Raw genomic sequence first — 23,226 nt, forward strand, 5'->3', positions numbered from 1 at the left:
AAGAGGCATGGCTCGCACGAGACGAGATCTCGCGAGAGCCACAACCGCGCTTGTTCGCGAACGCCAGCGGCGCGCTGCCAATGGCGCCAGCCTCGGGTTGCAGGTGGAGCACCTGCAGTCGCTTTGGAGCATCCCTGCGCTGCGGCGGATAGTGCTTGGGCAACTCGTCAGGTGCGGAGAAAGCGATCAAAGTGCGGCCGCGACATCCGCGAATCCATCGGACGTTAGCTCCAGATCGCAGCGAAAGTAGGCCAAGTGACTACCGATAGTTCCCTACCTGCCCCAGGCGTCGACGCGCGACCTATGAACGCTGCGAACGGTGCCGTGGAGGTTCCCGAGGTCGGTCAGATCGTCGGCGTCCGCGGCGCCAACTGGACGGTGACCGACGTACATCAGCAGAGTCTCCCGAGGACTGCGCACGACGACGCAATCAAACAACTACAACATGCGGTGACGCTCCAGTCAGTCGAAGACGATCGGCTCGGTGACGAACTACGCGTTGTATGGGAACTTGAGCCCGGTCGTAGTCTCCGGCCCCCTCAAGACTTGCCAACTCACATCGACGCCAACAAGTTTGATCCGCCGGAACGCCTCGCTGCATTCGTCGACGCACTCCGATGGGGTGCAGTGACGACTGCCGATGTGAAAACTGTTCAGGCACCATTCCGTTCGGGCGCCAAGGTAGAGCCATATCAGCTAGAGCCCCTCATGCGGGCGTTGAGTGCGCCGCGCGCCAACCTCCTACTGGCCGACGACGTCGGTCTCGGTAAGACGATCGAAGCCGGAATGGTGATCCAGGAGCTGCTGCTTCGTCACCGCGCCAGGACCGTGATCATCGTCTGCCCCGCCGGCCTCTGCGTGAAGTGGCAGGACGAGATGCGCGAGAAGTTCGGCCTCGATTTCAAAATTGTCAACTCGGAAACCATGAAGGACGCCAGGCGTACTCAGGGTATCCACGCCAACCCCTTCACCTTGTTTCCCCGCATCATCGTGTCGATGGCTTGGCTGCCGGGACCTCGTGCGCAGCGGCAGCTTCGCGATGCACTTATCACAAAATCGCGCGGGGCCGCGTCGCGGTTTGCGTTCGACATCCTGGTCGTTGACGAAGCTCATCATGTCGCGCCGAGTACACCTACGAGGACCGACAAGGCAGGGCTACGCAAAGGCTACGCCGTCGATTCGCAGCGCACTCGGGCTGTCCGCGACCTTGCCGAACGGTCTGAACACCGGCTGTTCCTGTCAGCGACTCCGCACAACGGATACACCGAGTCATTCACCGCGCTACTTGAAATGATCGACCCACAGCGGTTCGTTCGAGGCAAAGTTCTGGACGAGCAAGCGCTGAAGGCCGTCGCAGTTCGCCGCCTCAAGAATGACCTGGCTGGGCAGTTCCGAAATCGCGAAGTGAAAGAACTTCTTTTCAGCCCATCAGCAGATGAAGCCGAGGCATACGACCGATTGATCGCATTCACAAAACGGCGCGACAAGGCAGCGAAAGGCGACGAGCACGCCGCCAAGGACATGGCAACGCTATTGCTGAAAAAGCGATTCTTTTCTTCGCCGGTAGCATTTGCGCGAACCATCGACGTCTACAGCGACACCCGAATGCAGGGTCTCGCGGTCGACTTCAACGCGGAGTACGACGAAATCCTCGGCTTGGACGCGGACGAACTCGAAGAGGGGCGCGTCGAACAGCCCGAAACACAAGCGCTACAGCTGACCAAGAGCGCGCTCCCTCCACTAACCGATCAGGACCGGACCGACCTTGAGCACCTGCGGAACTGGGGTCACAGTTACGAGGCTCGCCCGGACTCGAAACTCAACGCACTAATCGATTACATCGAGGCGAACACCCAGGCCAACGACGACTGGCTGAACGAGCGCATCGTCGTCTTCACCGAGTACGTGGACACCCTTGAGTGGATTCTCGGCATCCTGCGACAAAAGGGGTACGACGCCGATCGCGTGGCCGTCATCGATGGATCGACGGACTCGGACCAACGCGAGCTCATCCGAGCGCGGTTCAACGCCGACCCCAGTCGTGAGAAGTTGAGGATTCTGCTGGCCACCGATGCCGCCGGTGAAGGCATCGACCTCCAGGACTATTGCCATCGGCTCGTCAACTATGACATCCCGTTCAACCCGAACCGGCTCGAACAACGCATCGGGCGTATCGATCGCTACGGTCAGACTTGCGACCCGGAGATCCGTCACTTTGCGCCAGACGGCACGAAAACCGAACTGGCGCAAGATGTCGAACTACTCTCACGCGTGGCGAAGAAGATTGCACAGATCATGGCGGACCTCGGCTCAGCCAACGAGATCATCGCGCCGGACCTACAACGGCAACTAGCCGGTATCAATGCGCCAGCCCAGAAAGTTAAGGCCGAGAAGAGTCCGATCGGCGAGATGTTGGCAGGCGGGCGAGATGCCGGTGCAGAGCTGACCAAGCTTGCCCAAGACATCGCCGCGAGCCGTGAAACTTTGCATCTGAGGCCTGCGAATCTTCAGCGTGTGGTCGACATCGCCTTCGAACTCGACCGCTTGCCGCCGATCGAAGAGGTCGGCTCAGACCGTACCGACATTCCCGTATTTCGACTCCCCGCGCTTGGTAGCTCTTGGGAGCAAGTCACGCGTGGGCTGACCACGACGCTTGATCGCAATAACCTCCGACCGGTTGCGTTCGACCCCCAGGTACTTTCCGAGGATCCCGACGTCGTTTACATGCACCTGGGCAGTCCGTTGCTCCAGCGCGCCACCCGCCGATTGCGATCGGCACTGTGGGGTGGAGAGCGCTCGTTGGAACGAGTTACGGCCGTCGTTGTGCCCGGCCTAGAAGAGTCCTTCGCCGCTGCAGTCACCCGCCTGGTTCTCGTCGGACAGGCGGGGCTACGTCTCCACGAAGAGGTGTTTCTAGCAGGCACGCGGTTGAGCCGCCGTCAGGCAGTTGGTGAGCAGCGGGCGGAGGATCTGCTTGACAAGGCTCTCGATCTGCAAATCTTTGAGCCAGTGCCATTCTCAATTAGCGATCAACTCGCGGAGGCATGGAACGACGCCAAGGAAGATGGCCTGCGAGCACGAGTAGCACAGGCGATCTCTGCGCGGGTCGAGCGTCGTCAGAGCGCCGTCGAATCACAGCTTGAAACTCGTCGGGCTGCGGATCGTGAGCGTGTCGTTGCGATCTTCGAGCGCTTTGGCGCGACGCTCGCCTCCGCCTTGGCGGAAGCCGAGGTGATCGAGTCTGAACTCGCGCTCTTCGACGATGAGCGCCGACAGAGCGAGCGTGACCTGAAACAGATTCGCGCACGCGTGGACGCGTTGGCAGATGAGCGCGACGAGGAGTTGATGGCTGTGGATGCGCGCTATACGAACGTGGAGGCTCGTACCTTCCACGCGGCGGTTCTGTTCGCATTGTCACCCGAAGACGTTGAGCGGGGTCAGGTGAGTATTCGATGACTAGATCGCGTCGCGGTGGGATTTCGCCGGACTACGGCTGGTTGCGGCAGTTCGACGTCGACGGACCATTTTTGTCCTTGCCGGTCGTAAAGGCGTTCTGGCCCAGCGGCATTGACCGTTTGGGTGACGCCAATGACCGGCTGGTGACGTTCAAGCAGGGCTTCACGGCGTGGTTGCGTGCCTATGACCAACAGAGCTTGGAGAAGCGAGACCAGTACGCGGAGATTTCGAGAGCCTGGATCGACACTGTTCTCGACGAGCTCGCCGGCTGGGATGGCCTGCGAATCAGCGCCGCTGATTTGCCTCAGGAGTTCGAGATCCATTCACCGGGTGAGCACGTCAGCGTCCGGGCTGACGGCGCGCTACGCGGCCGCGAAAGTGATCAGATCGCAGCGCTGTTGCGCGTCGTTGCCCCAAGAGAGGATCTGCGCGGGCCTGGCTTAGATGGGTGGGCGGCCACTGAGATCGACCGAATGGCAGCGCTTTTGCGGAAGAGCGGCGTTTCGATAGGCATCGTGACCGACGGCAGGTGGTGGGCGATCGTTTGGGCGGAGGAAGGAAAGACCACCGGGTCGGGCGTCGTCGACGCCATCACTTGGGGTGAGGAGCCGCTACTACGTGACGCATTCCTAGCCTTGATCGATCAGCAGCGTCTTCGCGCGAAGAACCCCGACCATCGACTGTCCCGGTTGCTGGAGCGCAGTGAGCTCGAAGCCGAGGAGATCACCGAAGCCCTTGGGACACAGGTGCGGCGCTCGGTTGAGCTTCTGGTACAGGCATTTTCGGAAACTCGTTTGGCGTCGGCTGCAAACGACGAGCCTGACCCGCTTGCCGACGACCCCGACGAGGTCTACCAAGCAGCGGTCACCGTGATGATGCGAGTGGTATTCCTGCTCTTTGCCGAAGAGCGCGGCATGCTGCCAACCGAGCAACTGTACTGGGACTCCTACGCCATCCGCGGCTTGCTCGACGATCTCAAACTGCGGGCCGTTGATGGCGAAGAGCAATTGGACGACTCCCACGACGTGTGGCATCGGCTCTTGGCAGTCAGCGACGCTCTGTACTCGGGTGTGAACTACGACGAAATGCGGATGCCTGCCTACGGCGGTTCTCTGCTTGACCCTGCGCGCTTTCCGTGGCTAAGTGCGACGGATCAACATGGACTAAGAGTGCAGGTCTCTGACCGCGTCATGCTGCACGTATTGCAGTCGGTTCAGGAAGCCGCCGTTCATGGGGAATCAAGACGAATTTCATTCCGCGAGATCGATGTTGAACAGATTGGATACATCTACGAAGGCCTGCTCGGGTACTCCTGTGCCAGGGTGACCGGCGATGTCGTAGTCGGCTTGGTGGGGAAGGACGGCGAAGAGCCCGAGATCACGCTGTCCCAGCTTGACGAGCTTCGTGAGAACACCACCAGCACGAAGTCGTTCGTGGAAAAGTTGATTGAGTGGGTTAAGAAGAATCAATCGGCGGCAGCGACGAAGACAGCTGCTCAAATGATCAAGCTGATGGACGGCAAGGTCGATGAAGCGGAACTCCGGCGACTTCTCATGCCTGTCGCCGGAAAGGATCCAGACTTGCTCGCGGACTTGATTCGGTGGGGCAACGTCATTCGCCGCGATCTCCGCGGTATTCCCCTGGTCGTTCCCCAGGGAGGATTGATAGTCGTCGAGACCCCATCGCGACGAAATGCCGGAGCGCACTACACCCCGCGATCGCTGGCTGAGGAAGTCGTGAAATACGCGTTGGAGCCAATCGTATACGAACCGGGGCCGTTGCAAACCAACGATGGTGATTCGTGGAAGTTGAAGTCCAGCACAGCGATTCTGGGACTCAAGGTCGCCGATATCGCCGCAGGCTCCGGAGCGTTCCTTGTCGCTGCAGCGCGCTTTCTCGCCCGGCGAGTCGTGGAAGCATGGACAGAGGAAGAAATGCTCGGCCAGGCAGAGCTTGCGAACCCGTCGCTCGCCGAAGAACGCGCGACCCGTGAGGTGGTGGCGCGTTGTCTCTACGGCGCGGACATCAACCCCATGGCTGTGGAGATGTGCAAACTCTCGCTGTGGCTCGTGTCGCTGGACAAGTCAAAGCCGTTCTCGTTCGTCGACGACAAGGTCTTCTGCGGCAACTCGCTGCTCGGCGTGACGTCAATTGACCAGATGCGCCATCTTCACATAGATCCAGACAAGAAGCGAAAGTTCTTGCAGCCGTTCGTCGATGTTGATGCCGTGATAGCGGAAGCTACGCGGCTCCGGCGCGAACTCGCCTCACCGGTTGACGAGAATGATCCGCAACGTTCGACCGGTGGGAAGATCCGGCTGTGGCGCCGGGCTGATGACGTCACCGCACAACTACAACTCATGGCGGACGGGATCATTGCCGCCGGCCTTGGCATGGGCGGAATACCGGGCCCACAGCTTGAGGATGCGTACAAATCGTTGGAATGGGCATTGGCACAAGCTTTTCCAAGCGATGGGTCAGTCGGTAACCGGCAGAAACTCGATGCGATCCTAGTCAACGGTCTGACGCCTGCGACCTACACGGACTACAAGCGTTGGCAACCGCTGCACTGGGTTATCGAGATACCAGATGTCATGGCGAATGGTGGGTTTGACGCTATTGTGGGCAACCCACCTTTCTTGGGTGGGCGCAAGCTAACGGGCGCGATGGGCACGAACATGCGTGATTGGTTCATCCACGTTCTCGCAGGTGGCACTCGCGGGAGCGCGGATTTGGCTGCTTACTTCTTCCTGCGCGCCTTCGCGCTGCTGCGTCGCGAAGGAAACTTAGGGTTGATCGCTACCAACACCATTGCGCAAGGCGATACGCGGGAGGTAGGTCTCGATAGACTCGTCGAAGCGGGATTCACGATAACCCGGGCAATTCAGAGCCGCACATGGCCATCGGCCACGGCGAACTTGGAATTCGCTGCGGTGTGGGGCACCCGTGCTGAGGTCCCAACGGGCGTGTCGCGTGTGAGCGATGAAGTCGAAGTCCCACGGATCTCGGCGCTACTTGAGCCGGTGGGGCGGGTAGATGGACGCCCTTGTCGGCTTGAGGAGAACGCTGCGTTGGCGTTCCAAGGCTGCATTGTTCTTGGTATGGGTTTCGTTCTGGAGCCAGACGAGGCCAGGGAATGGATAAAGGCCGACCTGGCAAACGCGGACGTGTTGTTCCCATACTTAAATGGTGAGGATCTGAACTCTCGTCCCGACTTCAGCGCGTCACGCTGGGTGATCGACTTCAACGATCGGACGGAATCGGAAGCGCGGTTCTACGATCTTCCGTATACGCGAGTTACCGAAGCTGTACGCCCCGAACGTCAACGGCGAAACCGAGATGGATCGTATGTCCTGCGCAAGCCTCTACCAGAGCGGTGGTGGCAGTACGCAGATAAGCGTCCTGCTCTGCGTAAAGCAATTGCCGACCTGGATACCGTCATAGTTCTTACGCAAACGAGCAAGACACTCATGCCGGCCCGGGTGCCGAGGCAAGTCTATGGCCACAAGCTAGTCGTATTCGCTACCGATAGGTTTGATGATCTCGCCATCTTATCCTCGAACTTCCATCAGGTTTGGGCAATGAAGTACGGATCCTCCATGAGGACCGACTTCGTATACACCCCGTCCGACGTATTCCTGACATTTCCACGCTGTGCCAACACCGGTCGATTGGCCGCCATCGGTAAGACTCTTGATGACGTCCGGCGGGAGATCATGGCCCGTCGACGTCTCGGCTTGACCGCTTTATACAATCTTGTCAACGACCCCGAAGTAACTAGCGACGCCGATATCGTCTATATGCGAGAGATACACGTTGAGATAGATCAAGCAGTATCAGCCGCGTACGGCTGGGACAATCTCCCGCTCGACCATGGCTTCTTTACTTATCGCCAAATGGAGCGGTTCACCGTGTCGCCGGCCACGCGCATCGAAATTTTGGACAGGTTGCTTGAGGAAAATCATCGACGCGCAGGGCTTTCCCGTACGGAACCGTCAACCCAGCAGGGAGAATTGTTCACATGACCGTCAGTCCGTCGGCGATCGTCCGTGCTGACCTATTGACACTCGTCGAGCGCGAGCTCCTTGGACCACGAAATGGTTCTGAAGAGGAGATCAAAGGAACGCCACGTTCAGCCTATGTAGTCGGTGCGCTTGCGCCGGTTACCGTTGACTCTTCGCTATCGACCGCGACAGGCTCGGAGTTCGGCGATCCGAACGAGACAGGTATCGCAATTACGGACTCGGATCCTGAGCACTCTGAACAACGCGGTGTGCCCGTGAACACCGACGAGGAACCTGGCGCCGCCGAGGAGGACGAAGATCGTGACGAGGGCCCGAAGGGCGCTCTGACACATCCGTCTTCAATGGGGTTGCGGTTTCAGGTTCCGCTTGACTGCGGTCTGTTGGCTGTCAAGGCATCTTGGGGGCGATACGAAACTTACCGACGTGAAGACAAAGATGGCCGTAAAGTGCAGTGGTCTCGCCGCGTCCCCTTCGAGAAGGCCGTGGAGGTCGATGTTCGCGGTTACACGAGCCACACCGCGCTGGAGCCGATCCCGCTGGAAGACTCCGTAACCCTTCGAGTCGAACTGTTTCCTCGCGAAGATCGCGTCATCGTCGAGCTGGCACTGTCCAACGACAAAGTGACCGATATGAACGCGCCACCCGGTGACTGGTTGTTCCAGACCAAGCTGCGGGTTGAAGCGAATAGCGGTGAGGCAGTCTTCCTTCCGGCGCGGGACGTGCTCGGCGCTGGCTACGACGAGCAAGACGAAGAGCGACAACGCCTCGATTTGCAGTACCGACACCGACTCGAATTCGCCATCGGGCGAACGACTTCCGTGACGTGGAATGAGCCCAACGATGAGGACGGGAACGGGATCCGTCGCGCCGTTAGTGTCGAGACCGACTGGCTACCAACAGCAGACATTCCGCAAACAAAGCCCGGCTCCGCCGGCAAGGCAGTTACGTCGATGCGTGAGCTCTCGGAACTGTCCTCGGAGGACGTCGATGAAGCCTTTGCGCCGCTGGTCAACGGATACCTCAAGTGGCTAGATGGCCAACGTGAGATCGCCAAGCAGCTTCCCACGCATCTTCAAGAACCGGCTGAGGAAGCCATTGCCGAGGCGGATCTCGCAGCTGCACGATTACGAGAGGGCCTGGACTACCTAAGCTCCCATCCCCGAGCCCTGCAGGCCTTCCGATTCATGAATCGGGCGATGCGTGACCAACGCATCCGCAGCCAGGTCGCTATTCGACGTGCTGCCGACGATTCCGAAAGTATCGCCGATGCGCTGGACGCAGTCGAAGCCAAAGGCGATGGTGCCGCCTCCTGGAGACCATTTCAGCTGGCCTTCATCCTGCTTCAGATCCCGGCACTCACCGATCCCGCGCACGCATTCCGCAGTGGTGACGCGGCCAATGTCGAACTGCTGTTCTTCCCGACTGGCGGCGGCAAGACCGAGGCTTATCTTGGACTGGCTGCCTACACGTTTGCCATCCGCCGACTCCAAGGCAAGCTTGACACCGACGAGGGTGCGCTGGACGGCGGCGACGGGGTCGCCGTCCTCATGCGCTACACGCTTCGCCTTCTTACCTCTCAACAGTTCCAGCGCGCAGCTGCGCTGATCTGCGCTGCCGAGCTCATCCGACAGGAAGATTCGTCGACATGGGGCGAGAAGCCGTTCACTATCGGGTTGTGGGTCGGGGCTGCTGTTAGCCCCAAGCGTTTCGCCGATGCCAAGTCGCAAGTGGAGGAGGCACGATCTGACACCAGCAAGACCTTCGGCTTGACGGTCCTGCAACTACAACGATGCCCGTGGTGTGGCACGAAGATCGACCCGAAGCGCGACCTCGAAGTCGTCGGTCCGACCGAACGCATTGATGTTTGGTGCGGAGATCGCCGCGGAGAGTGTCCGTTCAGCAGCCAAGGCGATTCCTCCGGCGCGCTGCCGATCCTGACCATCGACGACGAAATCTATCGCAATCCACCAACTTTCCTTCTAGCCACAGTTGACAAATTCGCGCGGCTCGCACGCGAAGGGCCCGCCGCAAGTCTCTTCGGTTACGTCAGCGAGTGGTGCCCCCGGCACGGATACCGGCACGTGGATAGCGTCGGTTCGTGTAAGGGCGCATCGCACAACGCGATCAAGGGCGGCCGGCGAGACTACCCAAAGGTGGCAATTCAGCCGGTCGACCGACTACGACCGCCCGATCTGATCATTCAAGACGAGCTGCACCTCATCACTGGCTCATTGGGCACAGCGGTGGGTCTTTTTGAGAATGCCATCGATCTGCTTTGTTCGTATCGGCGAAACGGCGAAGTCATTCGCCCCTTGATCATCGCCTCGACTGCCACGGTGCGCAACGCAGAGCACCAGATACAGGCGCTGTACGGGCGTGGCGTTGACATGTTCCCGCCGCAAGTACTCGATGTTCGGGACACCTATTTCTCGAAGGAGGTTACGGTCAGTGACCACGCGCCCGGCCGGAAGTATCTCGGGGTGTGTGCTCACGGAATACGGTTGACACTCGCGGAGATTCGCATCTCGGAAGTCTTGCTCCTTGCAGGTCAGAAACTCCTCGACGAGGCGGGCGAGGCCGCGGACCCGTACATGACCACGGTTGCGTATTTCTCGGCGACCCGGGAGCTCGCTGGTATGCGCCGCTACCTCGACGATGACGTCACTACGCGTGTTACCGGCAACACGGAGCCTTTCCCTCGTCGAACGAACGACTTCGAGCGTCTCAACATCGGTGAACTCACCTCGCGGATCTCGTCAGAAGACATCTCGGCGACTCTTGACAAGCTCTCGTTGCCGTTTACGGATCGTTGGAGTACTGCGGGGCGCAAGAAGTTCTTGGATGAGCGCAACGCAGCGCGTGAAGCGGGCAAGCCGGAACCAGAGTGGGGAATCAAGCCCTACGACTTCGTCCTCGCTACATCGATGCTCCAAGTGGGTGTCGACGTTCCTCGACTCGGCCTCATGCTCGTAGTCGGTCAACCGAAGAACACTGCCGAGTACATCCAGGCCTCCTCCCGCGTAGGACGTGATGCTTCGAAACCCGGACTGGTTGTGGCACTTTCAAACTGGTCTAGGCCGCGGGACATGGCTCACTTCGAGCAGTTTCGGCACTATCACGAGACCTTTTATGCCCAGGTCGAGGCGCTTAGCGTCACTCCGTACTCCGATACCGCGATGGAACGCGGACTCATGGGCGTGCTTGTCAGCGTCGCCCGTGTAGCACAAGCGCGTTTGGGTACTGGGCTCTCGCCCGAGATGGGCGCCGGGAAGATATTAGGTGCCATGACGAAGGTAGCTGAACTCATCGAGCAGATCACTGCTCGTGCAATGCCAGCCGTTGAAGACGCGGACGCCGCGGAGAAGTTGCGACTCAAACTGATTCAGCGACAAGACCGGTGGTACGGCAAGGCGGACGAGACCAAGGGGGCGCTGTACTACGAGCGGATTCCACCTAACACCACCGCCTGGTCGTTGCTGATCAGCCCGGAGTCCACGCTGATCAAGCCGGCAGACCAAGTCTTCGTCGTCGCGAATTCGATGCGGGAGGTGCAGCCGGAACTCAACTTGTTGGTTAGTCCCACTGCTGAAAATCTCGCTTTCAAGGAGAAACCAAGCTTCCCCCAGTGGGACGTTCCGGTGGAGAGTAAGTAATGACTGAGCAGATCGCTGCCGGCGGTGTAGTCGATGACGCACAGCCCGTCGCCGTGGGTGCAGAAACGCTCGACCCTATCGCCGATGCTGAGGCAAAAACATCGAAAAACTATGCGCGCGTGGGGTCGATAAGGCCGTCGGCAATGCTGTACACCAACGGGATTGGTGCGACGGTCGACCTACCTCACTTTGCCGTGATGCCTTCCGGTTTGGATGCATGGGAGCGGGTGTACGCACGTCGACCAGGTGGTGCTGACATGATCGCAGAACCCCGGCTTCTGGAGCTGACTCAGGGCCACCTAGGTGCCCAGGTCGTCGAGCTTCGCAAACCGCCCTGGGCACCAGAAGAGAAGGGATGGTCAGCCGGGTCGGCAATCGACCTCGGAATTCCGTCCAGGATCTTTCCGCAGTGGCTGAGGTGCACGGGATGCGGTCTCTTGGCGCCGGTTTCGCATGAACGTTTTGTCTATCGCAATGTCGTTAAGTATCGACCCGATCGCGCTGAGTTCATCCACGACAAGTGCAAGGGGTTCGAAGGGAAAAAGAAGGCGTTTAAGGCAGTGGCGCTTCCTGCGCGCTACCTGATTGCTTGCGTCAACGGGCACCTCGATGAATTCCCTTACGACGCTTGGGTTCACCGGGGGACGTCATGCTCTTCAGGGAGTGCGTTTCCCCCGCTTCGGATGAGGGAGTGGAAGAGCAATATCGGTCCGGATGTTCAGATCCATTGCCTAGCTTGTCAACAGAGTCGCGGCATGCTCGAGGCGGTGGGGCCGAAGGCGGCAGAAAAGCTCCCGATGTGTCGCGGTCGACATCCGCACCTCGACGCGTTCTACAAGTGCGGACAGCGCGGCCGGCTGATGATGCTGGGTGCAGCCAATCAGTGGTTCGCGTCCACGCTCGGACTCCTCGCGTTGCCACGTGAAGAGATCGCTACGGCGGCGGATTTAGTTCCATTGCTCCGTATCTTGTCGAAGAGTGACCTCGATGATCCGCAGAGTGTCGCCGATGTAAAGATGTGGCGAAAGTACGCCGCCATGGCTACAAAATCGGAAGCCTTCGACGAGGTTGCGGACGAAATCGTTTGGGAAGCAGTGCAGATCGCGCGCGGATCAGTCGCTGCAAAAGCTGACGGTGCACCAGAACCGCCGTCGGATCCCCGCGCGATTCTGGCGCCCGAGTGGGCCGTCTTGACTGACGAAGCCAAGTACACACGACTTAGCGGATCGCGAGATTTTCGAGCTTTGCGCCGCGATGTGCCGATGCCGCTGCAACCGACCTTATCGGCTGTCGTGGCTGTCGAGAGGCTGAAGAAGGTCAATGCGTTTCTTGGCTTCACGAGAATCGACGCGCTTGACCGGATTGACGATGCGGCATCACGCGTTGCTCCGCTGTGTGCTAATGGAAGACCGACATGGGTGCCGGCGGCCGAAGACAGGGGAGAGGGAGTCTTCCTGCAGTTCGATGAATCTATCGTTGCGGCATGGGAACAGCGCGTCCTCGGATTACCGGTGTGGGAGGCCTTCCGTCAAGCCCATCGGCTGAACTTTCGGCGCCGCACGAGCAAGACTGCAGATGCCATCGACCCTGATTCGCGATTCCCTGCCCCGCGATATTGGGCGATCCATTCGTTATCGCACCTGCTCATCCGTGAAGCCGCGATGTCTAGTGGTTACGGAAGCGCCAGTCTGACCGAGAGGATCTATGCCTGGCCGGCTGGTGGAGACTATGAGCCTGCGGCGGGATTGCTGATCAGCACGACCGCCTCCGATGGTGAAGGCACTCTTGGTGGTCTTGTGGAACTTGCACGCCCGGCGAAGCTGGAACGGCTATTCAGAGACGCGATACGTCGAGGGCAACGGTGTTCGTCGGATCCAATCTGTTCGCATCGGGCGCCCAGAGGGAAGGAAGAGTTCCTGCACGGCGCGGCATGCCATTTCTGTCTCTTCCTCAGCGAGACCAGCTGTGAGCGGACCAACCGCTTCCTTGATCGGCGCCTGCTACTAGGGCTCCTGACAGACCCGGATGTGCAGACGCCCGGTTTGTTTGAGGGATTGTCGATCCTCGGATGAGTGCTGCAGAGATAGCGCGGCTGGGCGCGCTCCTCAGCGCCGAGGAAGCCCGGTCGATCGCTGCGTCTCTTCGTCAAGTCAGATTGGCGCACGTGGCGGCCAAGCGCGCCTACTCTACACATCGGTCCGAGGTTCAGGGCCTACTGAAGAAACTGCTCGACGGGGATGACGGCGTGTTGCGTGTTGCAGCAGTGCTCGACGGAATTGCTGCGGTGCCGCAGATGGAGCGTCCAGTCGCGGTATGGACCTCGCCCTCGGTGCCAGGCTCTGGAGGCCACACGACGCTCGCGGCGCTGGATATGATCAACAACGCGTGCGCGTTCGTGTACGCGGCGACCTACTCGGCAGGTAAGGACTCTCCTCATCTCATCGCGCTGCGAAACGCACTCGACCGCGGGGTCGCGGTGACTGTCGTCGTCGACGTGAAGAACATGGCGGAGATCGCCGCCCTCATTGCGAAGGAACTCAAAGGCGCCCGCATCTGGAAGCTTGCGGAACCAGAGAACGGGCCACAGGCGATCCAACATTCGAAGCTGATCACCGTCGACGACAGCGCGGCATTTGTGACAAGCGCAAACTTCTCGACTGCGGCGGCGAAGCGCAGCCTTGAGTGCGGGATGATGACTAGGGATTCGGCTGTTGCAGCGAGTGTTCGTGAGCACTTGGAGAATCTCCACGCCCACGGCTTTTTGATCGATTACGAGCCGTAGTGGTGAAGGAGACGACGGAGCGTCGCATGCGTGCAGTCGGACTGTTTTCGGGAATCGGTGGTTTCGAAAGTGGGCTCGCGAGGGTGGGCATCGAAACTCAGCTGCTATGTGAGTACTGGCAACCGGCTGTACAAACACTGCGGCACAACTTCGATGCAGACATCGTCGGTGACATTCGCGATCTCCGCGGTCTGCCGGCATGCGACGTCGTGACTGCTGGTTTTCCGTGTACGGACCTCAGTCAAGTCGGGCGCACCGCAGGTATCGGTGGCAACGAATCTGGTTTAGTGCGTGAGGTTTTCCGGCTGATTGCCAAGAAACGACCAACTTGGGTTGTCTTGGAGAACGTGCCGAACATGCTCAGCTTGCACGGCGGCGCTCCGATCCGCCAGATCACCGAATGGTTCGACGATCAGCGGTGGAACTGGGCGTATCGAACAGTCGATTCTCAGCACTTCGGAGTCCGTCAGCGACGGCGCCGCGTCATCTTGGTTGCCTCTCGAACGGAGGACCCGCGCCATGTGTTGTTCGCAGACGAGGCGTCGCCGCGCCTCGCCCGTGACAGCCACCGCGCCTATGGCTTCTCCTGGACTGAGGGCAATCGGGGCATTGGTTGGGGGCCGGGTGTTACGCCGACGCTCAAGGGTGGCTCGAAGCTTGGCATTGCATCGCCGCCGGGAGTGTGGATTTGTGCGCACGAGCCAGGCTCAGCGATCGTGCGACCCAGTATAGAGGCCGGGGAAAGGTTGCAGGGTTTTTCTACCGGCTGGACCAGAGAAGCGGGGCGAGAAGGCGTCCGGTGGAAGCTCGTGGGGAACGCCGTAACGGTTCCTGTGGCCAAATGGCTCGGGGAGCGGCTTATTTCACCGGGCACACCGGCGGACGTGGAGAGACGTGATCTCAACGGATGCCGTCGATGGCCGTCTGCTGCTGCTTCCGTCGGCGGCATTCGAGAGACGTGGAATTTGAGCGAGCGTCCGCTAGCGATTCCGCCTCGTGCTTCGCTGGCATCGCTTCTGGGGCGACACGGCGCAGTGCCTCTCAGTCTCGCCGCAACGCGAGGATTCGCGGGTCGACTGAAGGCGAGCAACCTGCGCAGCCGCCCTGACTTCGTTGACGCGCTTGACGACCACATCCATGTGCTCGAAACCTCCTGAGCGGCCTGAGGTCGGCCCTGCACCACGGCCCTGCACTGCAAAGATTGGAAGTGTCGTCGGTTTTGTCAGGGTTATGCGCCGTGATGGTCGTGAGGCTGGGCTGGGCGGAATACCACCATGGGGTTGTCCGAGTGTGAGCAAGAACGGCTGAACATGGTTAAGCAGCACAAGGAGCGCAGTCTCAGCTGGCCGCCGCGCCGCTTCGTGCCGGCGGCGGTTCGAGCAAAGTACGCGTCTGTGTTCAGCAAGCTGCAAACTGTCCCGGGTGTAGAGGCGGCCAAGGACGCTGGCGCGGCGGTTCTCGAAGAGACAGCCGAGAGCGCCGGAAAGTCATGACCCGGACTGGGCGGTTCACCACTTCGGGCTAGCGCGTAGTTCGTGCGTACCCGAAAAGGGGCATTCAGTTGAAAGCCTCGCTGATATCCACAAGTTTGAATTCCAGGCAATTGACAAGGTCACTGCGTTCACTCGCTTTCACTCCACGTACGCGATGCCGGCTGCTCCTGAAGGCACGGTGACAGGTGTGCCACGCGAACTGTGAACGTCAGGTGCTGTGTTGCCGACTAACCTGCCGCTCGGAACTCGCTGAACCGCTTGGCAAGACGCGCTTTGTCGGGCCGATCTTCCGCTGTCTGGGTAGTGGCAGCGATCGTCCGCGCATGTCTTGGAGCCTGTGCCGCAGCATCGGGCCTTCCACTTCCACCATCAGTGCAATTGAATCCTGCATATTCGATCCCTGCATATATGTCTGCAGCGGCACAGCGATTACCCAGCCAGGATTTCAACCAACTAGACAGGCCCTGGATCGCCATATCTCAGTTCCGCGGTGACTGGGCCTCCTCATAAACCGATGCGATGCTCAAGGTATTTCTGCAATGTCGACATAGTCGCGGTCGTCAACTGATTGCCGAGAGAAGACAAAAAGCCACGAAGCTTCTGCCTAGCAACCAAACGGTCTGGCTTCCGGGCTTCTGGATCTTCCAGTTCGTGAAGACTCGATTCGAGAGATGCCTGCTGAGCGTTACCGTAGTCGTGGATCAGTGCCAGGATTTCTCGGGCTTCGGTTCCAAGGTGGGCGGTGCCCTGCAGGTTCTGAATCACGTTGCCTTGAACCGAGCTTATGAACTGTTGATTCACTGTGATCTGTGTAGCTGGCTCTGGACTGAGCCCAAAGGCTGGCGAGCCCAGTACAGCAACTCGGGCGCTGGCCGCGTCGGGAACGACTTGAGATAGCCAGCTGCCAACACGTTCCGTCGCGAGGTCATCGCATAGTAGCTCGGACTCCATCTGGTGTCTGAGACTTAGCAGGCGCTGCTCCCGAGTCTGACGGAGATCGAGCTGCAGCCGGCGCCCGGCCTTCGCATACTTCGCAACCATTTGGTCGGCAATCATTGGCTCGACGCCAGCGGCGACCAATCCGTCCGCTGCGGTCTCCGGCGCAGAACTACAGGAATCTAAAAAGTCCGAGAAATCGCTGAACTGCCGACTAAGTTCGGCTGCTTGTTGCGGCTTCTCCCCGAAGAATTCATACACATGCCCTGATGGCGTTGTATAACCATCCTGACGTATAGAATCGCGACCGGTTTGATTAAGCCAATCACGAAATAATCCGATAAGAGTAGAAGCTTCTTCGGCATATAATCTTCCGGCTGGTATATACACGCGAAAGAGCATATGGCGGTCGAGATCTGCAAGGAACTTTCCGGCCATAATAGACCGCTCGGCATTCGTTCGGTACGGTAACACATTCAATTGGCGTGAAGTAAGGCTGCTGTTGATGGCAGATCGAGTTTCGTCTGATACCTCACCAAAAAACTCCTCGGGCGTCATGATGTCGTACCAGCGAACGGGCTCCGTGGAGGTGAGTGGTGCATCTACGGTGTTCTGCGAGGATTCCCGCGACCGCTCGTGCTCCGCGAAGAAAACCTGTTCGTGCACGAAGATCACGTGAGGTACGTTCTGCAACGCGTCTAACATATCGTTTCCTGCAGTCAGGTAATCATCCAAAAGGAAGCGTTCATAATCATTACGGTTTAAGACCATAATCACAGCCTTCAGCTGCGGGTCCCTGATTAATTCAGTGATTACCCGCCAATTTTCGGCTCGAGAATCTAACAATTTACGCCTGTATCGATGGCCCTCGGTTGTTATTCGGCTAGTTGTTGATTCGCTGCTCGCGCCTCCGACAAGAAGAAAAAATTCATCGCCGGTTGAAGGCATCACCTGAGACCTCTCTATTCGACCATAGCTGCCGTCTGTAATGGGATACTTGTAGTCCGCTCACGACCTCAGAGCCTACGCGCGTATGGTAGCCCGAACTAAAGTGTCGAATTAGCCTACCGCAAATGGCTCAGGTGGACCTTCTGCCGTGGAGTTGCGGCACTATAACAGTGCGCTATTCGAGTGGGGCATCGGAACGCCTGTCTGTGCGGTGTGCGAACGCATCTACTCGATTTCCGGTGCGGAGCAGGTTGTGGACCGTCGGCGCGCCGGTGGTTCCGGTCGCCCCCGTCACGAGAAGCGTCGACGTATCAAAGCCGTTCGCTACGATCGGGTGAAGGCCAGGTTCTCGACCGGCCCGGACAGCGCAGCCTTGACCTGAGTCGATAACTCATCGACCAGCACCTCAGAAGCGCCGGCTTCCAATCCGTCGATGATGCGGCGGGCGACCTCCGCCGGAGCGAGCTTGGGTGCATTGATGCCCTCGGTCATATCGGTGTCGATGTACCCGACATGCACCCCGACCACCTGGGTCTGCTGAGGCTGTAACTCTTGGCGCAGCGAGTTGGTGATCGACCAGATCGCGGCCTTCGAGGCGCCGTAGGCGCCGGCACCCCCGAGCCAGGACAACACCGAGTGCACATTGACCAGCGCGCCACCGCCATTGGCGGCCAGGATCGGCGCGAAGACGCGCGTCACTCGGAGTGGCCCGAACACGTTGGTGTCGAAGGTGTCGGTGATGTCATCCCAGCTGCCGGTCAGCAGATCATCCAGGTGGGAGACTCCGGCATTGTTGATCACGATGTCGACATCACTGGCGATATCCGCCAGTGCAGCAACCGAATCCGCCGAACCGACCTCAAGGCCATACGTGACCACCTCAGGGCGCTCGTCGGCGAAGGCGGTTCGTGCAGTCGAGTAGACCTTGCGTGCGCCCCGGGCCAACACCTCGTTGACCAGGGCTGCGCCCAGGCCCCGTCGGCCGCCCGTTACCAGAACCACCTTGCCAGCTACATCGGTCATGTCCCATCCTTTCCAATCTGACTAACGATCTCGTTACTGAGATAGAACCACTCGCATTGCCGAATGTGACCGCTAGTCGTCTGTGGCGTTCGTGACAGGGGAACTTGGGAATGGGGGCGTGGCGTGCGGTGTTTGGGCGGTGCCGCTTGCGGTGGGGGAGTACGGCGCGGTGGCGCGCCAAGCGTCGTTAAACGCGCGGCGTCGAGAATCGGCCAGGGGAGTGGATCGTCGCTGGCGGTCGCTGGAGTGCGGCCGATACTTGTGCGCTGACGTCTCGCTGGAGCTCCGGCAAGTCTGCGGGTAGGCCTGGGGCGCTTCCCGTCTCGGCGAGGAGGACGACGTCATTGGCAATCCCTGGCACCGCGACAGAACCGACGGGGAGCAGGAGCGTGGCGGGGAGCAACGCGACTTCCATTTGATCGGGATACCGCGACAGCGGCCCGATGAATCGTCCGGTGATGGTCACGATGGCGACGACGCGTTCCGCGGTGAAATTCTCGGTGGCCACGCGCGGGTCAGCTGACGTTGGCATCACCTGGGACAAGGTGATCGCCGATGTCGTTAGAGCGCCGGACAGGACCCGACAAGTAATGTCCGGCGTCGCAGGCGATTTGGCAAGGGTTGCGGCGATATCAGCCGGTATCTTTGCTCTCCTTCGCCTGGATGGCGTTTAGCGTGGCGTTTGCCGCGCGCCGCACGTACTCGTCGTCACGCGCTTCGCCATGGATGTACCACTGCCAACTACCCACGTACGTAGGGTCGCTGGCGTGAATGCCGGGAAAACCTACCTGGAGGATTTCGCACGGGGCGGGGATGGGTGCTGGTGGCGCGGAAAGGCCTCTGATGATCTCAAGTGCGACTTCCGGTGCGTTACCGACGTGCACAGCACGGCTTTCACCCTGTCGTCCGATCAGAAAATCGGAAGCACGTTGTGCGTCGCGTGTATGTCCATTCACTGCGACCCAGACCATACTGTCTGCGAGGCCGACCAACACGGCGTCGTTGGTTGCCGTGATCGAGGCGTCGAGCTGCAGGAGCCCTGCGGCCATTGTCGAGATGTCATCGTGCGGGAACGTCCACAGCGAGTGCGATGGTTCGCACCCGCCGAGGGACCACTTGCGTGCGTACGGCACCGTCAGCCCAGCCCCGACTCGCATGCGTTTGCGCAATGCAGCGACAATCTCGTCCCGCGTGATCAGTTCCGCCATCATGTTCACTCTGGGCCTACTTTTTCGCGCCCGGAATCCACTGGTTCTCCACCCCGTGGACGTCGGCCAAGCGATCGGCGGCAACCACAGCCTCGAACACTCCAGCCTCGACTCGTGCAGCTCCGACGCGCTCGGCATCAGCGGGGTCATCAGTGAGCAGCAGCACCTCGGCGGTTTCGCCTGCGCGACGCAGTATGCGCACGGGGACACCGTCGACCTGAGCCGTGAAAACCCGTTCGAACAATTCGCATTCCGACAACGGGACGGTCTTGGACCATGCATGTGGGCGAACCGGCTCGAAACCCGTTGGGCCATTCTGGGCGATCGCGGTCAACAACACGGTCTCGGCAATGACGTCGGCGAAGAACTCCTGCCCTTGCCACCGCGCCAACGTGCCCACAATCGGGCTTGGCGGCCGCCAGCGCTTGGCGCGCACCCAGCCGCGGCCGGCCCCCTCGTAGCGCGACAAGCACTTCTGCTCACCGTCGGAACGGATTCTCCAGTATTCGGCCCCATAGGAGAACCGGGTGCGGCTCATGCGCCACACAGGGGCCAATGAGTCTCCGTAGAGAAAACCGTAGGGGAAGTCGAGCCAGGGCCGGTCCGAGTCACTCGGCTTGGTGAACGTTGCCAGTCGCGGTTGTTCGAGTCGGACGACGTCAGCGAATTCCGGAGCAGCGTCGACGCCATACGCCGCCAACAAATCTGCAGGCGTCCTCAGACCGACTACCGCCGACGCCTCGGTGACGTATCCGCCGATCTGATCGAGGCCAGATTCCACGATGGCGTGCGAGATCGGTGTGGCGAGGAGCTTCTGCAGCACCCACTGTTCAGTCCTCAAGGTTGGCCTTGCCCTTTGCGGCCTTCGATACTGCGCTGTTCTTCTGCTGTGTTGCTCGACTTTTCGCGATGGGAGCGCGACGGGTGGGCGGCGTGGTGTCGCCTGTTGCGACGCTGCCGGTAAAGCGCGGCGACCGCGGAGTCTGAGAATTCTGGCTGTTCGCGCAGGCTCCAGCCTTCGGGCACGGCGTGGGTGTCGTAGTAGTGCTGGAACAGTGCGATGGCGTCGGTGGCTGTTAGTACCTCGGAGAGGTGCACCAGATATGTGTTGTCGCCGTTCTGAATTGACTCAGTCTCGGCCGATACGCTGACATTCGCAGGCCGGCCAATGGTGTACAGCCGGTGTTCACCTTCAGCGTCGCGCTGCTTGATCTCAACGGTGAGCCGATTGGGCGATACGCCAGTGGCCTGAATCCACTCTTTCGGGCGGACGTCGTCGTAGATACCCGCGTCGACCGGCAACGGATAGATCGACATGTGCGTGTACCGGCCGTCTCCCAGGCGGTTGATGATTGCGGCGATCTGGCCGGGGATCTCCGAAGGGAACTCGCTCATCCAGCCTGACGAGCGATTCGTCGCCTGGACATGTGTGGGCCTATCGAGCCTCATCCTCGCGAGACCTCCACGAATCTCGAATGTGCAGTCCGAGATCTCAGATCGCGAACCGCGTGTGTCTGCTTACTCTTTCGGCTTGGCTTTGGCTGTCTTCGGTGCTGCACCGTTCTTCGGCTGTGCGACTTCGCCTTTGGCTACTGGTGCACGACCAGCTGAAGGTCGCTCGGTGTCCGCTCCGGCGCCATAGCTCTGCTCTGCAACCGCCGCGTCAGAGAACTCTGGCTGCTCGCGGAGACTCCAGCCTTGCGGGACGGCTTTGGTTTCGTAGTAGTGCTGGAACAGCTCGATGGCGTCGGCGGCTGAGAGTACCTCGGAGGGACGCACCATATAGGTGTTGTCGCCGTTCTGAATTGGCTCGGTTTCTGCGGAGTCACCGGGACCGTCCGGTCGGCCGACTGTGTACAGCCGGTGCACGCCTTTGGCATCGGCTTGTTTGATCTCGACGGTGAGCCGATCGGGTGCCACTCCGGTGGTTTGAATCCACTCTGCGGGCGAGGGGAACTCGTCGTAGGGCACCTCTGGCCCGATTGGGTGGATCGAGTAGTAGGTGTAGCCGCGCGTACCGAGTCGGTTGATGCCCGCAGCGATTTGAGCTGGTATCTCTTCGGGGAACTCGCTCATCCGCATCTTGGCCTTGTTTGATGCCAGCACGAAAGCCGCATGCGTCTCGTTCATTCTCCGGGAACCTCCACAACTCGGGTCGATGTGACCTTAACGGTCTCCACCGTGCCGGATTCGGTCGTAATCGTTACATAGGCAGGAGTGGTGTTGCCGTTCGTCTTGTTCGCATTGACGGCGGCATCGAACGCTTTCTGCTCGGGCGTCAAGCTAGCACCGCCGGACTTGACCTCAATGCCTTCATACGTGCCGTCAGCTTTACGGGCAAGGCCGTCGTAAAATCGGCCGTTCGGCACACCGTCGACGCTCGCTTTGCGCTGCTCGTTGGTAACCCACCGGCCGGGGTTATCGTCCTTGTATTCGTCGATGCCTTCGGCTTCACGGCCTTTGCCGTAGCTTCCGCCATTGCGTCCAGTGATATGCCCGTACGGATCCCGACCGTCCCCTCGGTCCACACCTTCACCCGGGCGTCCGATGTGGGCGTGCATGATGGTCACCGGGTTCAGCACCGCGTCGTGCGACAAGTCGAGGGCTCCGGCGGTCGCGAGGGTGCCTCCGCCGGCGATCATGCCGGCACCTACGATGTTGGCCGGTACGCCGAGGGCCGCGCCGATCCCGGTCGCATCCAAGACGAGTGCCGGAACTTCCAGTCCAGCACCACCAGTCACCAGCAATCCGCCGCCGATCATCCCCAGGGTGTCGAGGGGGTTGTGGAGCGCCGCGTTGCCGTAGGTAGCCAAGGAATTGACCACGTCAGCCAACACGTTGTATGCAGCGTCGCCGAACTGTTGGAGTTCCATCTTGGCCCACTGAGCCATAACCGAGGCGATTGCTTCGGCTGCCGCAACCAGTGGGGCGAGTAGCGTGGCCAATGCGTCAACTTCGGCCTTGAAGTTGTTGACTACCACGCGGATGTCGGCGGCGATCTTCTTGATCTCGTCGTTGTCTTCGCCGGTGAGCAGGTCCCAAACTTCGCGAACGCCGGTCATCGGGTTCACGATTCGCGACAGCAGGTCCAGGATCGCTGCGTGAGTGGCGTCGATGTGTCCGGCGTACGCGTTGAGGTTCGAGGCGACCTGCACGCACTGGCCGAAGAGCGCCGTTGAATTGGTGTTGCCCGCGACTACAGCTTGCGCGACCTGTGCGCCCTCCGGAATCTGTTGTGCCGTAACCACGCCCAGTGCGTTGAGCAATGGAGCCTCGGCGCCGAGGAACGCCGACCCGGCCGCTGTCCACGCCCCGGCCGCCGCACGCAGCTTGCTGGGACTGCCGTCGGGCCAGATCATGCCTAGGAAGGGTTCGACCAGTGACCAGCCGGGCGGTGCCCCCTCGTTGCTGCCCTGAGCCGACGGCGGCACCTGCGCGCTGACGAAGGCCGTTGGCGCCGTGGCCGGCAGCGGCGCTCCGCCGGTGCCGTGTGTGTTCGATGCGACTTCGGCTCGGGAGTAGCTCGTGGCGCTGGCACGTATTCCGTCTCCGATGCGGGCCAAGCCGTTTCGCAGATCGACCATGGATTCGAGCATCGCCTTGGCTGACTTGTCGTATGCCCGGCCGTGGACGATGCCGGCCGGGTCATCACCAGACATGCCACCGCTGCCGGAGAGCGCAGAGTGCAAGGCGTCGATGGCC

At 60.3% G+C, this 23,226-nt stretch carries 15 protein-coding genes; 7 read left to right on the plus strand and 8 right to left on the minus strand.

All coding sequences use genetic code 11. The features are described 5' to 3' along the window. Nucleotides 1–303: 303 nt before the first annotated feature. The 7 genes from drmD (at nucleotide 304) to ACX12F_RS06985 (ending at nucleotide 15,409) form a co-directional block, all read left to right on the plus strand. A complete protein-coding gene (gene drmD, locus ACX12F_RS06955) occupies nucleotides 304–3,456 on the plus strand; it encodes a DISARM system SNF2-like helicase DrmD (RefSeq protein WP_459368876.1) in 3,153 nt (1,050 codons plus the stop codon). After that, entirely contained in the window at nucleotides 3,453–7,481 is a 4,029-nt protein-coding gene (locus ACX12F_RS06960) for an Eco57I restriction-modification methylase domain-containing protein (RefSeq protein WP_459368877.1), read from the plus strand. The genes drmD and ACX12F_RS06960 overlap by 4 nt, the downstream gene beginning before the upstream one ends. Then, nucleotides 7,478–11,134 (plus strand): DISARM system helicase DrmA, encoded by a 3,657-nt coding sequence (gene drmA / locus ACX12F_RS06965; protein WP_459368878.1) that lies wholly within the window; start codon nucleotides 7,478–7,480, stop codon nucleotides 11,132–11,134. Before ACX12F_RS06960 ends, drmA begins: the two co-directional genes overlap by 4 nt. After that, nucleotides 11,134–13,206, plus strand: a complete 2,073-nt coding sequence (gene drmB, locus ACX12F_RS06970) for a DrmB family protein (RefSeq protein WP_459368879.1) — start codon at nucleotides 11,134–11,136, stop codon at nucleotides 13,204–13,206. The genes drmA and drmB overlap by 1 nt, the downstream gene beginning before the upstream one ends. Then, the gene (gene drmC, locus ACX12F_RS06975; protein WP_459368880.1) at nucleotides 13,203–13,916 is read left to right on the plus strand and encodes a DISARM system phospholipase D-like protein DrmC; all 714 of its coding nucleotides are present in this window, start codon (nucleotides 13,203–13,205) and stop codon (nucleotides 13,914–13,916) included. The genes drmB and drmC overlap by 4 nt, the downstream gene beginning before the upstream one ends. Before the next feature lie 26 nt (nucleotides 13,917–13,942). Beyond that, the gene (locus ACX12F_RS06980; RefSeq protein WP_459368881.1) at nucleotides 13,943–15,073 is read left to right on the plus strand and encodes a DNA cytosine methyltransferase; all 1,131 of its coding nucleotides are present in this window, start codon (nucleotides 13,943–13,945) and stop codon (nucleotides 15,071–15,073) included. A gap of 117 nt (nucleotides 15,074–15,190) precedes the next feature. Beyond that, entirely contained in the window at nucleotides 15,191–15,409 is a 219-nt protein-coding gene (locus ACX12F_RS06985) for a hypothetical protein (protein ID WP_459368882.1), read from the plus strand. A 504-nt stretch (nucleotides 15,410–15,913) separates the two neighbouring features. On the opposite strand, the gene ACX12F_RS06990 is transcribed toward ACX12F_RS06985, so the two are convergent. The 8 genes from ACX12F_RS06990 to ACX12F_RS07025 form a co-directional block, all read right to left on the minus strand. Next, nucleotides 15,914–17,293 (minus strand): hypothetical protein, encoded by a 1,380-nt coding sequence (locus ACX12F_RS06990; protein ID WP_459368883.1) that lies wholly within the window; start codon nucleotides 17,291–17,293, stop codon nucleotides 15,914–15,916. Nucleotides 17,294–17,617: 324 nt separating this feature from the next. After that, entirely contained in the window at nucleotides 17,618–18,316 is a 699-nt protein-coding gene (locus tag ACX12F_RS06995) for an SDR family oxidoreductase (RefSeq protein ID WP_459368884.1), read from the minus strand. A 187-nt stretch (nucleotides 18,317–18,503) separates the two neighbouring features. Beyond that, complete coding sequence (locus ACX12F_RS07000) at nucleotides 18,504–18,824, minus strand: hypothetical protein (RefSeq protein WP_459368885.1); 321 nt, start codon at nucleotides 18,822–18,824, stop codon at nucleotides 18,504–18,506. Nucleotides 18,825–18,948: 124 nt separating this feature from the next. Further along, entirely contained in the window at nucleotides 18,949–19,524 is a 576-nt protein-coding gene (locus ACX12F_RS07005; RefSeq protein ID WP_459368886.1) for a hypothetical protein, read from the minus strand. A 16-nt stretch (nucleotides 19,525–19,540) separates the two neighbouring features. Then, a complete protein-coding gene (locus ACX12F_RS07010) occupies nucleotides 19,541–20,365 on the minus strand; it encodes a hypothetical protein (protein WP_459368887.1) in 825 nt (274 codons plus the stop codon). After that, nucleotides 20,362–20,919 carry a hypothetical protein gene (locus ACX12F_RS07015; RefSeq protein ID WP_459368888.1) on the minus strand — a complete coding sequence of 186 codons (558 nt, stop codon included), beginning with the start codon at nucleotides 20,917–20,919 and terminating at the stop codon, nucleotides 20,362–20,364. Before ACX12F_RS07015 ends, ACX12F_RS07010 begins: the two co-directional genes overlap by 4 nt. A 123-nt stretch (nucleotides 20,920–21,042) precedes the next feature. After that, entirely contained in the window at nucleotides 21,043–21,654 is a 612-nt protein-coding gene (locus ACX12F_RS07020) for a hypothetical protein (RefSeq protein ID WP_459368889.1), read from the minus strand. Then, nucleotides 21,651–22,883 carry a WXG100-like domain-containing protein gene (locus ACX12F_RS07025; protein WP_459368890.1) on the minus strand — a complete coding sequence of 411 codons (1,233 nt, stop codon included), beginning with the start codon at nucleotides 22,881–22,883 and terminating at the stop codon, nucleotides 21,651–21,653. Before ACX12F_RS07025 ends, ACX12F_RS07020 begins: the two co-directional genes overlap by 4 nt. Nucleotides 22,884–23,226 lie beyond the last annotated feature (343 nt).

The sequence above is a fragment of the Mycolicibacterium sp. HS_4_1 genome (assembly GCF_054515875.1).

Coding starts and splice junctions, on each gene's coding strand:
- drmD (WP_459368876.1), top strand. CDS start 304: ATGAACGCTGCGAACGGTGCCGTGGAGGTTCCCGAGGTCGGTCAGATC.
- ACX12F_RS06960 (WP_459368877.1), top strand. CDS start 3,453: ATGACTAGATCGCGTCGCGGTGGGATTTCGCCGGACTACGGCTGGTTG.
- drmA (WP_459368878.1), top strand. CDS start 7,478: ATGACCGTCAGTCCGTCGGCGATCGTCCGTGCTGACCTATTGACACTC.
- drmB (WP_459368879.1), top strand. CDS start 11,134: ATGACTGAGCAGATCGCTGCCGGCGGTGTAGTCGATGACGCACAGCCC.
- drmC (WP_459368880.1), top strand. CDS start 13,203: ATGAGTGCTGCAGAGATAGCGCGGCTGGGCGCGCTCCTCAGCGCCGAG.
- ACX12F_RS06980 (WP_459368881.1), top strand. CDS start 13,943: ATGCGTGCAGTCGGACTGTTTTCGGGAATCGGTGGTTTCGAAAGTGGG.
- ACX12F_RS06985 (WP_459368882.1), top strand. CDS start 15,191: ATGGGGTTGTCCGAGTGTGAGCAAGAACGGCTGAACATGGTTAAGCAG.
- ACX12F_RS06990 (WP_459368883.1), bottom strand. CDS start 17,293: ATGCCTTCAACCGGCGATGAATTTTTTCTTCTTGTCGGAGGCGCGAGC.
- ACX12F_RS06995 (WP_459368884.1), bottom strand. CDS start 18,316: ATGACCGATGTAGCTGGCAAGGTGGTTCTGGTAACGGGCGGCCGACGG.
- ACX12F_RS07005 (WP_459368886.1), bottom strand. CDS start 19,524: ATGGCGGAACTGATCACGCGGGACGAGATTGTCGCTGCATTGCGCAAA.
- ACX12F_RS07015 (WP_459368888.1), bottom strand. CDS start 20,919: ATGAGCGAGTTCCCTTCGGAGATCCCCGGCCAGATCGCCGCAATCATC.
- ACX12F_RS07020 (WP_459368889.1), bottom strand. CDS start 21,654: ATGAACGAGACGCATGCGGCTTTCGTGCTGGCATCAAACAAGGCCAAG.
- ACX12F_RS07025 (WP_459368890.1), bottom strand. CDS start 22,883: ATGATCTGGCCCGACGGCAGTCCCAGCAAGCTGCGTGCGGCGGCCGGG.